The sequence below is a fragment of the Nonomuraea cavernae genome, assembly GCF_040655715.1.
Lineage (GTDB): Bacteria > Actinomycetota > Actinomycetes > Streptosporangiales > Streptosporangiaceae > Nonomuraea > Nonomuraea cavernae_A.
On record NZ_JBFAKL010000002.1, the window covers coordinates 60,602 to 73,556 of the forward strand.

The 12,955-nt window shown below is 70.2% G+C and carries 15 protein-coding genes; 9 read left to right on the forward strand and 6 right to left on the reverse strand.

Going from position 1 to position 12,955, the window contains the following annotated elements; all coding sequences use genetic code 11:
- The first annotated feature begins 16 nt into the window (after nt 1-16).
- Nucleotides 17-505, forward strand: a complete 489-nt coding sequence (locus tag AB0I38_RS03060; protein ID WP_358460985.1) for a hypothetical protein — start codon at nt 17-19, stop codon at nt 503-505.
- On the opposite strand, the gene AB0I38_RS03065 is transcribed toward AB0I38_RS03060, so the two are convergent.
- Nucleotides 418-807: a MerR family transcriptional regulator gene (locus AB0I38_RS03065; protein WP_358460988.1), complete on the reverse strand. Its 390-nt coding sequence runs from the start codon at nt 805-807 to the stop codon at nt 418-420. The genes AB0I38_RS03060 and AB0I38_RS03065 overlap by 88 nt on opposite strands.
- A 79-nt stretch (nt 808-886) precedes the next feature.
- Here AB0I38_RS03065 and AB0I38_RS03070 point away from each other — a divergent pair, with 79 nt between their 5' ends.
- Nucleotides 887-2,077 carry an MFS transporter gene (locus AB0I38_RS03070; RefSeq protein ID WP_358460991.1) on the forward strand — a complete coding sequence of 397 codons (1,191 nt, stop codon included), beginning with the start codon at nt 887-889 and terminating at the stop codon, nt 2,075-2,077.
- 33 nt (nt 2,078-2,110) lie between these two features.
- A complete protein-coding gene (locus AB0I38_RS40340; RefSeq protein ID WP_436838709.1) occupies nt 2,111-2,830 on the forward strand; it encodes an alcohol dehydrogenase catalytic domain-containing protein in 720 nt (239 codons plus the stop codon).
- Here the strand turns inward: AB0I38_RS40340 and AB0I38_RS03075 are convergent.
- The gene (locus AB0I38_RS03075; RefSeq protein ID WP_358460994.1) at nt 2,796-4,253 is read right to left on the reverse strand and encodes an MFS transporter; all 1,458 of its coding nucleotides are present in this window, start codon (nt 4,251-4,253) and stop codon (nt 2,796-2,798) included. The genes AB0I38_RS40340 and AB0I38_RS03075 overlap by 35 nt on opposite strands.
- A 34-nt stretch (nt 4,254-4,287) precedes the next feature.
- On the reverse strand, nt 4,288-4,914 hold the full coding sequence (locus tag AB0I38_RS03080) for a hemerythrin domain-containing protein (RefSeq protein WP_358460997.1): 627 nt from the start codon (nt 4,912-4,914) through the stop codon (nt 4,288-4,290).
- Between the two features lie 186 nt (nt 4,915-5,100).
- Between AB0I38_RS03080 and AB0I38_RS03085 the strand changes: the two genes are divergently transcribed.
- Nucleotides 5,101-5,937 carry a MarR family winged helix-turn-helix transcriptional regulator gene (locus AB0I38_RS03085; protein ID WP_358461000.1) on the forward strand — a complete coding sequence of 279 codons (837 nt, stop codon included), beginning with the start codon at nt 5,101-5,103 and terminating at the stop codon, nt 5,935-5,937.
- Between the two features lie 32 nt (nt 5,938-5,969).
- Here AB0I38_RS03085 and AB0I38_RS03090 read toward each other — a convergent pair whose 3' ends face one another.
- Both AB0I38_RS03090 and AB0I38_RS03095 read right to left on the reverse strand, forming a co-directional pair.
- Nucleotides 5,970-6,767 (reverse strand): ABC transporter permease, encoded by a 798-nt coding sequence (locus tag AB0I38_RS03090; RefSeq protein ID WP_358461003.1) that lies wholly within the window; start codon nt 6,765-6,767, stop codon nt 5,970-5,972.
- A complete protein-coding gene (locus AB0I38_RS03095; RefSeq protein ID WP_358461006.1) occupies nt 6,760-7,749 on the reverse strand; it encodes an ABC transporter ATP-binding protein in 990 nt (329 codons plus the stop codon). The genes AB0I38_RS03090 and AB0I38_RS03095 overlap by 8 nt, the downstream gene beginning before the upstream one ends.
- A 94-nt stretch (nt 7,750-7,843) precedes the next feature.
- On the opposite strand from AB0I38_RS03095, the gene AB0I38_RS03100 reads away from it, so the two are divergent.
- From AB0I38_RS03100 to AB0I38_RS03110, 3 genes are all read left to right on the forward strand, one after another.
- Entirely contained in the window at nt 7,844-8,563 is a 720-nt protein-coding gene (locus tag AB0I38_RS03100; RefSeq protein WP_358461009.1) for a TetR/AcrR family transcriptional regulator, read from the forward strand.
- Between the two features lie 349 nt (nt 8,564-8,912).
- Nucleotides 8,913-9,464 carry an RNA polymerase sigma factor gene (locus AB0I38_RS03105; protein WP_358461012.1) on the forward strand — a complete coding sequence of 184 codons (552 nt, stop codon included), beginning with the start codon at nt 8,913-8,915 and terminating at the stop codon, nt 9,462-9,464.
- On the forward strand, nt 9,461-10,327 hold the full coding sequence (locus AB0I38_RS03110) for a hypothetical protein (RefSeq protein ID WP_358461015.1): 867 nt from the start codon (nt 9,461-9,463) through the stop codon (nt 10,325-10,327). The genes AB0I38_RS03105 and AB0I38_RS03110 overlap by 4 nt, the downstream gene beginning before the upstream one ends.
- 429 nt (nt 10,328-10,756) lie before the next feature.
- Here AB0I38_RS03110 and map read toward each other — a convergent pair whose 3' ends face one another.
- Entirely contained in the window at nt 10,757-11,539 is a 783-nt protein-coding gene (gene map, locus AB0I38_RS03115) for a type I methionyl aminopeptidase (protein ID WP_358461018.1), read from the reverse strand.
- A gap of 70 nt (nt 11,540-11,609) precedes the next feature.
- Between map and AB0I38_RS03120 the strand changes: the two genes are divergently transcribed.
- Entirely contained in the window at nt 11,610-11,912 is a 303-nt protein-coding gene (locus tag AB0I38_RS03120) for a helix-turn-helix domain-containing protein (protein WP_358461021.1), read from the forward strand.
- 653 nt (nt 11,913-12,565) lie between these two features.
- A complete protein-coding gene (locus AB0I38_RS03125; protein ID WP_358461024.1) occupies nt 12,566-12,817 on the forward strand; it encodes a hypothetical protein in 252 nt (83 codons plus the stop codon).
- Nucleotides 12,818-12,955: the final 138 nt, after the last annotated feature.

The following is a 12,955-nucleotide window of genomic DNA, read 5'->3' on the forward strand; positions in this document are numbered from 1 at the left end:
AGTACGATCAACACCGATGCTCTGGGCTCCGTCTTGCAGGCTGTGGGCGACCTGTGGCCGCGTGTGTCGTGAAGGGAGTGTCAATGCTCACCATTGGCCAATCGACAGAACGCTGGCGAACGAAATGCGCGAGCTTGGCCGGCACCGCCGGCGCATCGCCGAGCTGGCAGCGGGTGACCGGCTGTTCGTACCTGACGAGGTGGCGCAGATCCTCGAACGTCAGCGTGCGCTGGGCTTAAGTGAACGGATGGTACGCATCGAACGCGACATATGGATCATCATTGCCGCCCCTTCCCCGGAGTCGATCCACGAATCCGTCGCGACGAAGAACGCCGCTCTCGACGACCCCGAATTCGTCCGTCCGCATCTACCAGGCCAGCGACGGGCTGTCGCACATCAGGTGGTCGACCGCTACGTTCACGCGCCGAGTGAGGTCAGTGCCCGGCGAGTGACGCCGGCCGGGGCTGCGGCGATGACGCCGTTGAGCGCGTCCATGGAGGCCTGAAGGTCGGTGATGGCCCGAGCGATGCGGTCGCGCTCCTGGTAGAGGTCGGCGAGCAGGTCTGAGCAGGTGGGGACGAGACGGTCGCCGGTGTCCCGCAGGCACGGCAGAACCGTGGTGATCGTTGAGGTGCTCAGGCCGGCAGCCAGCAGGCTGCGGATGCGGCGGACGATGGCAACGTCCTCCTCGGCGTATTCCCGGTAACCGCTGGGGCGCCGCTGCGGGTGGAGCAGACCTTGCTCCTCGTAGTAACGCAGCAGGTGCACGGCCACGCCGGTCCGCCGGGACAGCTCACCGATGCGCACGAGGACCTCCTGATGGCCGGGCGGACATTGTCCGCCCGGCTTGACTCTCATACCGATATGAGACTTTAACTTATGCGGCATGAACGTGAACAAGGGTTTCGCGACGCTTGCGGCATTGTGCGCGAGTGTCTTTGTCGTGGGTACCTCGGAGTACCTGATCGCCGGGCTGCTGCCCCAGGTCGGAGCCGATCTGGACGTCTCCGTGGGAACCGCAGGACAAGCGGTGACCGCATACGCGCTCGGAGTGGTGGCCGGAGGGCCAGTCATGGCGGTTCTGACCGCGCGACTGCCGCGTAAGGGGCTCGCCATCAGCCTGATGCTGCTGTTCGCGGCGGGCAGCGCGATCAGTGCCGTGGCGCCTTCGTTCGGCCTGCTCCTGGTGGGCCGCGTGGTGTCCTCGCTCAGCCACGCCGCCTTCCTGGCCCTGGCACTGGTGACGGCGACCCGGGTGGTCCCGGCCGAGAAGACGGGCTCGGCCATCGCCACTGTCGCGTCCGGCTTCACCGCGGCCACGCTGCTCGGGGTGCCTCTGGGGGCGCTGCTCGGGCAGAGCGCCGGGTGGCGGGCTCCGTTCGCCGTGCTGACCGCTCTTTCTCTGGCGGGCGTCGTGCTCCTGGCCGCGGTGCTGCCCAGGCAGGAGGCGCCGACCACGCGACTGCGTGACGAGATACGCGTGGTGGCGCGTCGGCCGGTCCTGCTTGCCATCGTCACCACCGCGGTGGGCTTCTCCGGGGTCGCCACAGTGTTCACCTACATCGCCCCGCTGCTGACCCGTGTATCCGGCTTCTCCGCCGCGGCGGTCTCCGGTCTGCTGCTCGCCTACGGCGCGGGTAGCTTCCTCGGCAACCTCACTGCCGGAAAGCTGACCGACAAGTCGATGAGCGCAACCGTACGTGGGGTCTTCGGCGGGCTGACGGGGACGCTCCTGCTCATCCCGTTCGCCGCGGTGTGGCAGCCCACCGCCGTGGCCGTGGTCCTCGTGCTCGGGCTGCTCGCCACCGCGACCATTGCCCCGCTGCAGGGACTGATCCTGCACCACGCGGGCGCCGCTCCGACTCTGGCCGTGTCCGCCAACGTGGGTGCCTTCAACCTCGGCGCCGCAGCCGGCTCGGTTATCGGCGGCGTGATCGTCACCGCCGGTGCTCTGCGCTGGACCGGCCTGGCGGGTGCGGTGCTGAGCCTGATCGGATTGGCCCTCACCTATCTCGTCCTGCCCCGGACACGGACGTCAGCGCGGGACGCCGAACCCGAAGTCCCCATCGCTGTCTGATCCCCATCTACTCACTCCGCAAAGGAGGTCGCCATGCACGCGATCCAGATCGCTCGCCACGGCGGGCCCGAAGTCCTGTCCGTCCGGGAAGTTCCCCAGCCCGCTCCAGGAGCTGACGAGGTGCTCATCCGTACCGCCGCAAGCAGCCTGAACCCGGTGGATTGGAAGACCCGCGCATGGGAGGTCGGGCCCGAACTCCCCGCCACCTTGGGGTGGGACCTGGCCGGAGTCGTCACCGCCACCAACCACCCCGGCTACCGCCCCGGGGACCAGGTGATCGCGATGTCCGCGCAGATCGCCACCGACCCGTGGTACCTGGGCCGGGCAGGTCGCCCTGCCCGCCCGGCTGCTGGCGGCCGCCCCCATCACGGTTTCGCTGGTGGATGCCGCGGCACTCCCGCTGGCCGGAGTGACGGCGCTGCAGGCCCTCCAGCGGGCAGCAGTCACCGACGGAGACCACGTTCTGATCACCGGCGCGGCTGGTGCCGTGGGCGGCATGGCCGTCCAGCTCGCCCGCCACACCGGGGCCACTGTCGACGCCCTGGTCTCACGCTCCGAGCACCTCGAAGCGGCCCTGGAACTAGGCGCCGAACGCGTCTGGCACACCCTGGCCGATCTCCCTCGCCGTACGCCGTACCTATACGGCAGTACTGGACATCGCAGGAACCGCCGCGGGCCGCGTCAAGCTCTGACGGTCACCGGCGACGCGTCCTCCGGCTCAGCCAGGATCGCGGCCGAGGGCGTCCGGGGTAGCGGCCGGGGGCGTCCGGGGCATCGTGGCGGCGGCCACGAGAAGGGCGGCCAGGTAGAGGCCGGCACCCGCCAGCAGAGCCGTGGTGTAGCCGGTCGTCAGTGACGCCGGGAGCGCGTGGTCGGCGGTGGCGGCGGTGGCGGCGGTGGCCACGGCGGCCAGGACGACGAGGCCGAGGGCGCCGCCGATCTGCTGGCTGGTGTTGACCAGCCCGGAGGCGATGCCGGTGTCGCGGGCGGCGACGCCCCGTACGCCGCCGATGGTCGTGGTGACGAAGCCCAGGCCGAGCCCGACTCCGGCGACGAACTGGGCGGGCAGCAGGACGGCGGCGTAGCCGGTCTCCGGGGTGAGCAGGGCGAGCCACGCCATGCCGGCGGTCGCCAGGGCCAGGCCGATGACGGTGACCGTACGTTCGGACAGGCGGCTCAGCAGGCGGGGGCCGATCGCGCCGGCCGCCCCGCCGATGCCGAGCGCGAACGGAAGGTAGGCCAGCCCGGTCTGCATCGGGCCGTACCCCTTGATCGTCTGCATGTAGAGGGTGAGGAAGTAGAACGTGGCCATCATGCCCGCGCCCATCAGGAGCATGACGGCGTTCGCGCCGGCTCGGCCGCGGTCGCGCAGGATCGCGGGCGGGAGCATCGCGGCCGGGCTGCGTCGCTGCACCAGCAGGAACACGGTCAGGAGCAGCGCCGCGGCGGTGAAGAGGCCGACGGTGACCGGCTCGGTCCAGCCGTGGGAGCCGGCCCGGTTGATGGCGTAGACGAGGGAGCCCAGGCCGAGGGTGGCGGTCAGCGCGCCGGGCAGGTCGACGCGGCCGCGATCACGCCCGCCGTCGACCAGCACGCCGGTGCCGGCCAGCACCGCGATCGCGATCGGCACGTTCACGTACAGGACCCAGCGCCAGTCGAGGTATTCGGTGAGGGCGCCGCCGAGCAGCAGCCCGACGACCGAGCCGAGGCCGCCCATCGCCCCGTAGACGCCGAGCGCCCTGGTGCGGGCCGGTCCGGCGGGGAAGGTGGTGGCCAGCAGGGACAGCGCCGTGGGCGCGGCGATGGCGGCGCCGACGCCCTGCAGCGCCCGGGCGGCGATGAGCACCGCGCCGGTGGGGGCGAGTCCGCCGAGTAGCGACGCCACGGTGAACACGACCAGGCCGAGGCGGAAGACGCGGCGGCGGCCGAACAGGTCGCCGGCCCGCCCGCCGATGAGCAGCAGGCCGCCGAAGGCCAGGGCGTAGGCGGTGAGCACCCAGTTCAGGTCGGCCTGGGCGATGCCCAGGGAGCTCTGGATGCTGGGCAGGGCGACGTTCACGATGGTGCCGTCGAGGACGAGCATGAGCTGGGCGGCGGCGATGACCAGCAGGGCCAGGCCGGGGCGCTCGCGGGCGGGTGCGCCGGGCAGGGCGCGAACTTCGTCGTGCACGGACATGAAAGGGCTCTCTCGGAAGTGAGGTGTCAGGGGGTCAGGAGTAGAGGCGCAGGCCCGCGTACGCGGCGCGCCACTCGTCCTGGTAGGCGGCCACCACCGGGGACGGCATCCGGCCGAGAACGCGCGCGACCGTCTCCGGGCCGGCGTCGTCGAGCAGCCAGGGCAGGTAGCGGGGCGCGTTGCCGCCGACCCGGTCGCGGTGCACCTCGGCGAAGTGCTGCCACTGCTCGCCGGTCAGGGTGGCGTCGATCAGCGCGAGGCCCTCGGACTCCTCGTGGCGCAGGTGCCCGCCCAGGCTGGTGACCAGGGCGTCGACCAGTCCCCCGAGCCGGTCGGCGCCGTGGTCGCGGTCGGTCAGCGCCTCGTCGACACCGGCCAGCAGGGGGTCGATGGCGGCGTGCTCGTCCTCCATGGCGTCCAGCAGGGCGAGGTCGTCGGGACGGCCGGCCAGCGCCTGCCGCATGGCGGGCCACAGCGTGATGTCCTCGGACGTGTGGTGGACCACCAGGAAGGTCTTGAACAGCTCCCAGCCAGCGGCGGTCCGCAGCACCTGCCGGGGATCGTCGCCGGTGCGGGCGGCGACCTTGGCGATGCGCTCCAGCTCCCGCCGGAGGGCGTCGTGCATCGCGAACATCATCGTCATGTCGAGGGTGAAGGTCATGCCTTGGCTCCGTAGGGCATGGGCGCGCCAGGTCCGGCGCGCGGCGAGGGTCAGGGGGATTTCCGCGCCCAGACATCCGGCGCGGTATCAAGTACGCTAACCATCCACTATTTAACTGTCAATCTGCCAACTGTTTTTCCGCTTAACCATCACCGCTTCGGTAAGCTGCCGGGCGGAGGTGCACCAGTGGACGACAGGCCGGCCACGACGGCGACCCAGGAAGCGGTCGGCAAGCTGCTGCGCCGGGTCTACGCCCGGTTCACCGCCGAGGCGGTGCGCGACGACCCGCAGGCCCGCGACTACGTCGTCCTCGACACGCTCGCCGACCAGGACGCCGACTCCCAGCACGAGCTGGCCGAGCGGCTCGGCATCAACCGCACGATCATGGTCCGGCTGGTCGACCGGCTGGAAGACGCCGGCCACGTGACCCGCACCCGCAACCCGGCCAACCGGCGCTCCTACATGCTGTCGATCACCGAGGAGGGCCGCCGGGCCCGGGACGCCATGCGCCGGCAGGTCGCCGAGCGCGACGCCCGCATCACCGCTCCCCTGACACCGGCCGAGCGGCAGCGTCTCAACGAGCTGCTGAGCCTGCTGCTCCCCGAGCCCGAGCCGCTCCAGACCACCGCCTTCCTCGTCGCCCAGGCCCACTACCGCCTGCGCCGCATGGGCGACGCGCTGCTGGCCGGCTCAGGGTTGCGCACCCGGCACTTCGGCTCCCTGACGGCGATCGACGAGCTGGGCCCGTGCCCCCAGCAGCGGTTCGCCCAGCACCTCGACATCACCGAGCCCGCCGCCGCCCAGGTGGTCGACGAGCTGGTCCAGCTCGGTCTCGTCGCCCGCGGCCGCGACCCCCACGACCGCCGCCGCTACGCCCTGGAGCTCACCGACCTCGGCAGGCAGCGTCTCGTCGTGGTCCACGACGCGCTGGACCGCCTGCAGGCCGAGATCCTCGACGTCCTCGGCGCCGCCGCCGAGCGCGAGCTGCGGGCCCTGCTCGGCAAGCTCCTGCCTGAGGAATGAGAAGCCTGCCGCTTCAGCAGATCCGGGACGCTTCAGGCACGGCGTACCAGAGCGCGAACGCTGATCGCGAACCCGAGCGCGCACCAAACCAGCAGCACGGCGAAATCCTGCCAGTGCACGCCGTGGCCGCCCGACAGCAGCCCCGCGCGGAGCAGGTCGGCGGCGGGCCGGAACGGGAGCACGTCGTGGACCGCCTGGAACCACTCGGGTAGCTGGCTCGCCGGGAAGGTGATCGGCGAGAACAGCATCACGAAGAACACCAGCACCTGCGTGATGAGCTGAGCCAGCAACGGGGGCAGGAGCACGGCGATCGCATAGCCGACCGCGGCGGCCATCACCGCGGCCAGGACGGATGCGGCCACCAGCACAGGCCAGTCGAAGGTGTAGCTGAAGCCGTATCGCAGCTGGGCCACCACCATCGCGACGGGGATGCCCGGCAGGGCGACGGCCAGCCACACCGTCAGGTCGGACAGCAGCAGCAGCGGGCGCGGCACCGGCAGCGCGCGCATGTAGGTGAACGTGCCGCTGGTGCGTGCTTGTGCCACGCCCTGGGGGACCATGACGAAGCCGATGACCATCAGCAGCACGGTGGGCGCGCCCGTGGACAGGAACCGGGCGGCGGGGGTGTCGATGTCGGGGATGAGGAATCCGAACCCGATGATGATGCCCGCGGCGAGCAGCGCCTGGACGACGATGAACAGCGGAAGCATCACGCCGATCTGGGCCATCGTCCAGCGCAGCAGGCTCCCGTAGGTCGTCCAGAGGCCGGTGCGCGGCGGGACGCCGGCGGGCACTCGCGCCGGCGGCGCGGAGGTGATCGACTCATACATCGGCGGCTTCCTTCGTGGTGGTGGCCGCGCTTGCGGCGGCGCTGGTGGTGACGGCGAGATAGACGTCTTCGAGGGTGGCGGGGGCCAGTGCGTAGCCCTCGATGCGCCCGTCCGAGCGAAGAGTCGTGGCCCAGGCGACGGCGGCCTCGGCGTCGGCCGCGCCGAGGGTCAGCAACACCCGCCGGCCGGCGCGGACACGGCGAGCGATCGGGATCGGCACATCGGCGGGGAACTCGGATGGGTCGGCACCATCCGGATGCAGCGAGAGTTCAAGCCGCAGGTCGTGGTCGCTCGCCCCGCGGAGCTGACTCGGCGACCCGGCGGCGACGACCCTGCCTCGGTCGAGCACCACGAGCTCGTCCACCACTCGTTCGGCCTCCACGACGTTGTGGGTGACGAGCAGCACCCCCGCACCGTCGTCGCCGAGCCGGCGGACGGTCTGCCACAGGAGCCGCCGCCGGGCCGCGTCGACATCGTTGGTCGGTTCGTCGAGGATGACCAGCGGCACCGGGGCGACCGCGGCCATGGCGAACGCGGTCAGGCGGCGCACGCCGCCGGACAGTCCACCGCCGTCCGGTGTGGCCCGCCGGTCGAACCACTCGCGGATGTCCAGCTCGTCGGCCAGAGTGCGCGCGGCAGCCCTCGCGTCCGTTGCGGACATGCCGCGCAGTCGGCCGGCGATCTCGATCGCCGCCCTGGGCGTCAGGCCATCTATCGGCGCCTGCGCCTGCGCCTGGAGTGCCACGCAGCGGCGCGCCGTCGCCGGATCCGCGATCGCGTTCACATCGGCCACCCGGATCGACCCGCTGTCGGGCCGGAGCAGCCCGACGACCTGCGAGACCAGCGTGGTCTTGCCGGCGCCGTTGTGCCCCAGCAGCCCGACGACCTCTCCCGCCCTGACCCGCAGCCTGACCTGCTCATTCGCGACAACCGAGCCGAACCGTCTCGTGAGGCCCTCGACCTCGAGCACTGTGCCACTCATAGCGATCCTTCCATCACCGGTCATTGAGATACCGTTGGTATTAAGATTCCATTGGTATCGTGATGCCGACGGTACGTCAATTAGGATGTCGGTCATGGATCGACGCCACTCCACGCCAGCACCCCGGGTGCGGCGCAGCCGTGCCGAGCTGAAGCAAGAGACCCGCGATGCGCTCACCGCGGCGGCGCTGGCAGCGTTTTCCCGCGACGGCTATCACGGAGCGAGTCTGGAGGGCATCGCCAACGAGGCCGGGTTCTCCAAGGGGGCGGTCTACTCCAACTTCGGCGGCAAGGCGGAGCTGTTCTTGGCGGTGATGGACTACAACCTGGAGGCGTTGCGTGGCGAGGGCTGGGATCCGTTCGCGACGCCGGCGACGAGTGACGCCGGCGCGCCGGAGTCGAGAGCCACCCGTGACGAGGACGCAGCGGAGATGGTGCGCGGGTTCGGGCTCGCGACGCTGGAGTTCATCACGACCGCCGCCCGCGACGAAACGCTCACCCACCTGCTCCGCGAACGGGTTCAGGTGCTGCTCGACGCCTACGGCCGGGTCGCGGCCGCAGGCCGGCCTGCGGGCGAGGATCTGCCGGTCGATGATGTCGCGCAGCTCATGACCGCGCTCGATCAGGGAGTGTCGGTGCTCGCGCTCAGCGGCGTCGCCTCCATCGACGGTGCGCTCTTGCGTGCCGGCCTGCGCCGGCTCGCGGATCCGGCGAGCGCCGCGAACGAGCCGTCACTGGCGCGAGACGACCACGCCGCGCCGCTGCCGGACGTCGAGCGGGTGCGGCGACTGATCCGCGACACGCTCGACTCCTGAGTCTCCGTGGCAGCTCGCGCGCTTCGCGTCCCGCTTCTGCCCGTATTCCGGTGGCACTCCGAGGGTTCGGATGGGACCGTGTGCGAACTGCACGGTGATGGACAAGCCGCATTCGGGGCGTGCGCTGGTTCGAAGGAGTACATCGAGAACCAGAAGCGGCCAGGCTGAGCTACCCACAGAGACCGACCGTCAGAGCGCCGCTCGCCTGGAGGCCCTCCCGCGCCGGCGTTTCCTCCCGGGCGTAAACGCCTGGGGTTCCACGCCAGATCACGCTGAAATTCTGCCGTCGGCCACGGACACGTAGGAAGTGAAAGCCCGCAGCGTTCGGAAGGTCTGACGAGGATGACGCGTGAGTGAACAAGACGACCGGTCCCGGTTTGAGGCGGTGTACCGGCGAACCTATGAGCAGATCCTCGGATACGCCGTGCGGCGGTGTTCCTCTCCCGAGGACGCCGCCGACGTGGTGGCCGAGACCTATGTGGTCGCCTGGCGGCGGATGGCCAAGCTCCCCGATGGCGAGGCCGGCAAGCTCTGGCTGTACGGCGTGGCCCGTCGGGTCCTGGCCAACCACCGCCGTAGCGAGCGGCGCAGGCTCACCCGGCACACCGAACTCACCGACGAGATCGAACACCTTTATGCCGCCCCCTCCCACCACAGTGAGCGAAACGGCGTGGGCGAAGCCATGGACATGCTCGCCGACAGCGATCGTGAACTGCTGGCACTGAACCTTTGGGAGGGGCTCGACCCCGGCGAGATCGCCACAGTGCTGGGCTGTTCCCGTAATGCCGCCCGAATCCTCCTGCACCGGGCCCGCAGGCGCTTCGCCAAGGCTCTGGAGAAGACCCGCCCATCGGCCGCTGGTTTCACATCACGGCCGCTCATCGAGAAGGAGTCAGGGTGAACAACGACCAGATCTTCAAGGACCGGGCCAGGGTGCTGGATGAGGACCTGGCCGGCCGGGCGTCCATCGCGGGGGCGGACGCGCTGCTGGCGGAGATCGTATTGCTGGAGCACGCCCCGGCCCGGCGACGGCTCTTGCCCTCTCCTCGCCGCGCCCTGCTCGGCCTGGCCGCGGCCGCCGCCCTGGCCGGAGCCATTGTCGTCGGGCCGTCCCTGTTCGGGGCCTCCGAGCAGGTGTACGCCAGTCAGGCCGTGACGATCGACCGGGTCGGCGACGAGTACGCCTTCTACATCACCGACGGCGATCCCGACCCCGCCGAGTTGGAGAAGGCCTTCCGCAAGGTCGGCCTGGACAACGTCACGGTGAGGCTGATCCCCGTCTCGCCGCAACAGCGAGAGCCCGTCGTCGGATTCGACCTCGGCAAGGCCGAGCCCGGTGCGCATATGTCGTCCACCCTCTCCAACTGCGCCGAGCGGGTCGAAGGGTGCCTGACGGCCTTCCGCGTCACCGCGGACCTCAAGGGACCCGCGCAGTTCCAGTTGGGTCGCCCGGCGAAGCCCGGCGAGAAGTACGCCCACCCGGCCGACGCGAGCTGGCCGGGTGAGGCGCTGGCCGGCGTGAAGCTTCAGGGACGATCCGCGGGTGAGGCGGCCCGCGTCGTGCGCGAGCACGACCTGAAGGTGGCTTACGCGCTCGACTGGCCCCTGAGGAGCGGGGAAGAAGGCTTCAAGGGCGAGGAGAACGTACCCGCTTCCCGTATCGATCCCGGCTGGTCGGTGGCGACAGCGGAAACCTACAACGACGGAGTGATCATCCTGCACGTCACGCCGGGCCCGGACGCGACCCCGCCGCCCGGATTCTGACCAACCCGGTGTGATCGATACGCACGCGCGGACATGACGTCCTCCAGGAGTGAGGCTGAGCCAGAGCAGGTGGGTAGTCGTTCGCGCGAACGACTACCCACCTCGGCACGCTGATGGCACGGGCACTCTGCGTGCCATAGGTGCGCAAGTAGCAGCTTGTCGACAGCGGCCGCGACCCCACGACCGCCGCCGCTACGCCCTGGAGCTCACCGACCTCGGCAGGCAGCGTCTCGTCGTGGTCCACGACGCGCTGGACCGCCTGCAGGCCGAGATCCTCGACGTCCTCGGCGCCGACGCCGAGCCCGCTGCGCGGTTTGCTAGGCGAGCTCCTGCCTGAGGAATGACAAGGCTCCCGCCCGAGGAGTCCTCCTTTTCACCGGCGATTCGCGATGGGGCGCCAGAAGCACAGGGGCACGCGTGGCTCCGGCCTCACGCGTGCGCCCGCTTCGGCAAGGTGAGGATCTCGGCTCCGTCGCCGGTGATGGCGATCGTGTGCTCACTGTGTGCCGTCCGGCAGCCTGTGGCACTTCGGAGCGTCCACCCGTCGGCGTCGGTGACGAGTTCGGCGGTGTCCGCCATGACCCACGGTTCCAGTGCCAGCAGCAGCCCAGGGCGCAGTCTGTATCCGCGGCCGGGCCGTCCGGTGTTCGAAACGTGCGGGTCCTGGTGCATCGTTGATCCGACGCCATGACCTCCGAACTCGGTGTTGATCGAATACCCCGCGTCGTTGAGGGTTGAGCCGATGGCATGGGAGATGTCGCCGATGCGAGCCCCAGGGCCGGCAGCGGCTATCCCCGCGTACAGCGCGCGTTCGGTCGCGCTGATCAGCGCGACGCTCTGCGGGGGCTTTGAGTCGCCCACGATGAAGCTGATGGCGGAGTCTGCGACGACTCCGCCGCTGGAGACGGCGAGGTCGAGCGACAGCAGATCGCCGTCGGCGAGCGTGTAGTCGTATGGCAGTCCGTGGAGCACGGCGTCGTTGACGGACGTGCAGATGTAGTGGCCGAACGGCCCGCGTCCGAAGGATGGCTCGTAGTCGACGTAACAGGACAGCGCACCAGCCTCGACGATCATGGTCTCGGTCCACCGGTCGATGTCCAGGAGGTTGGTGCCTACTGCGGTGCGGCTCTTCAGCGTCTGCAAAATGTCAGCGACCAGGGCACCTGCCTCCTTCGCTCGGGCCAGTTCGGTGGGGTTCAAGATCTCGATCATGTGGCGCCTTTCTCACCCAAACCAATAACTATCCCGGCCATATTATCCCGGTACTAGTAGGATCAGAGCCATGGTCAGGTTGCCGCTCACACCCGCAGAGGTCGAGCGCGGACAGCGCCTCGGTGCCCTGTTGCGTCGCGCCAGAGGGGCGCGTTCGATGCTCGATACCGCGCTGGACGCAGGCGTCTCGCCGGAGACCCTCCGGAAGATCGAGTCGGGCCGCGTAGCGACCCCCGCCTTCCCGACCATCGCGGCGATCGCTGATGTCCTCAGTCTTTCCCTTGATGCGGTGTGGGCCGAGATCAAGCAGCCTGACGGCGGGACCGAACCCACGAGATCAGGTCGCGACGCACGCGAACGGTTGGCCTCGTGAGCCCCGAGCCCACAGCGGCGTAGCGCAAGATCTTCGCCTGCCCCGGAGCCGTTCTAGCGCGGAAGCACCCAGCCCGGCGCCCAGGTCCCGGCGGCGTCGTGGCCGGTCGCTGTGGCGGCGAGGTGGGCGCGGAGGGCGGCCAGCCCTGGGGGGGGTTGTCGCGGTGCCACAGGAGCGAGTGCGGGTAGACGGGCGTCGGGTCGGTCACCGGGATGCGGCGCAGGCCGTGGTCGGCGGGCCAGACCAGGCGGGTCTGCTCGCTCTTGACATCCTCCCGGCTATGAAGAACCGGGATTCCAACCGTCGCCGGTTGGGCTTCCTGCTTCACCGCCGGTCGCCCGCCCGAGAGAGGACTCTCGTTGAGGTCTTACACCGGCGCCACAGGCGTTTCACCTCTCCGCAAGCCCTGCGGCGAGGATGCTTCTGATCGTTCGCCCGGTGGCTTGGTCATCGCCACCGTCGAACACACTACCGAACCCTGCGGTGTCGGGCGGCGTTTCGACGGCGGTCCGCCTGGCGGCGAATCGCCTGCCCCTGCTCTGCTCCGCAGGGGGTCCGATTCCTCCCCCGCCTGAAGGCGGGGGTCTCCTCGGGTTCCCGATGAAAGTGGCCAGGGCCGGGGTGTCGGCGATGGTGCCGGGCATCCAGATCCGGTGCCCGGCGAGCTGAGCGACGGTCACCGACCGGGCGCCCGCCAGCGCGTGGTGCTCGCCGTCCTCATGCTCGGCGACCTCGGGTTCGCACCCTGGCAGTACGGCCTCGCCGGCCTCACCGGTCCCCGCACCGCGATCGCTATCGCCGGTCTCCTCCTCCTGACGACCCCGTTCCTCCTCCCTCGACACGACCGCACGCTCCAACTCAAGAACGCCGACGAGGTGCCGCCGGAAAGGCGACCGCTCACATGAGCACCGCCCCCGCGCTCGACCCCGCACGAAACCGCCGAGTCGCACACCCTCCTGCGGGCCGCCTGACGCCGGCCACGCCCGCCCGGCGTGGCACGGCCCGTGACTTCCGAGGACTGTCCGGGGTGGAGAGATTACTCT

Coding starts and splice junctions, on each gene's coding strand:
- AB0I38_RS03060 (WP_358460985.1), top strand. CDS start 17: ATGCTCTGGGCTCCGTCTTGCAGGCTGTGGGCGACCTGTGGCCGCGTG.
- AB0I38_RS03070 (WP_358460991.1), top strand. CDS start 887: ATGAACGTGAACAAGGGTTTCGCGACGCTTGCGGCATTGTGCGCGAGT.
- AB0I38_RS40340 (WP_436838709.1), top strand. CDS start 2,111: ATGCACGCGATCCAGATCGCTCGCCACGGCGGGCCCGAAGTCCTGTCC.
- AB0I38_RS03075 (WP_358460994.1), bottom strand. CDS start 4,253: ATGTCCGTGCACGACGAAGTTCGCGCCCTGCCCGGCGCACCCGCCCGC.
- AB0I38_RS03080 (WP_358460997.1), bottom strand. CDS start 4,914: ATGACCTTCACCCTCGACATGACGATGATGTTCGCGATGCACGACGCC.
- AB0I38_RS03090 (WP_358461003.1), bottom strand. CDS start 6,767: ATGTATGAGTCGATCACCTCCGCGCCGCCGGCGCGAGTGCCCGCCGGC.
- AB0I38_RS03095 (WP_358461006.1), bottom strand. CDS start 7,749: ATGAGTGGCACAGTGCTCGAGGTCGAGGGCCTCACGAGACGGTTCGGC.
- AB0I38_RS03100 (WP_358461009.1), top strand. CDS start 7,844: ATGGATCGACGCCACTCCACGCCAGCACCCCGGGTGCGGCGCAGCCGT.
- map (WP_358461018.1), bottom strand. CDS start 11,539: ATGATCGAGATCTTGAACCCCACCGAACTGGCCCGAGCGAAGGAGGCA.
- AB0I38_RS03120 (WP_358461021.1), top strand. CDS start 11,610: ATGGTCAGGTTGCCGCTCACACCCGCAGAGGTCGAGCGCGGACAGCGC.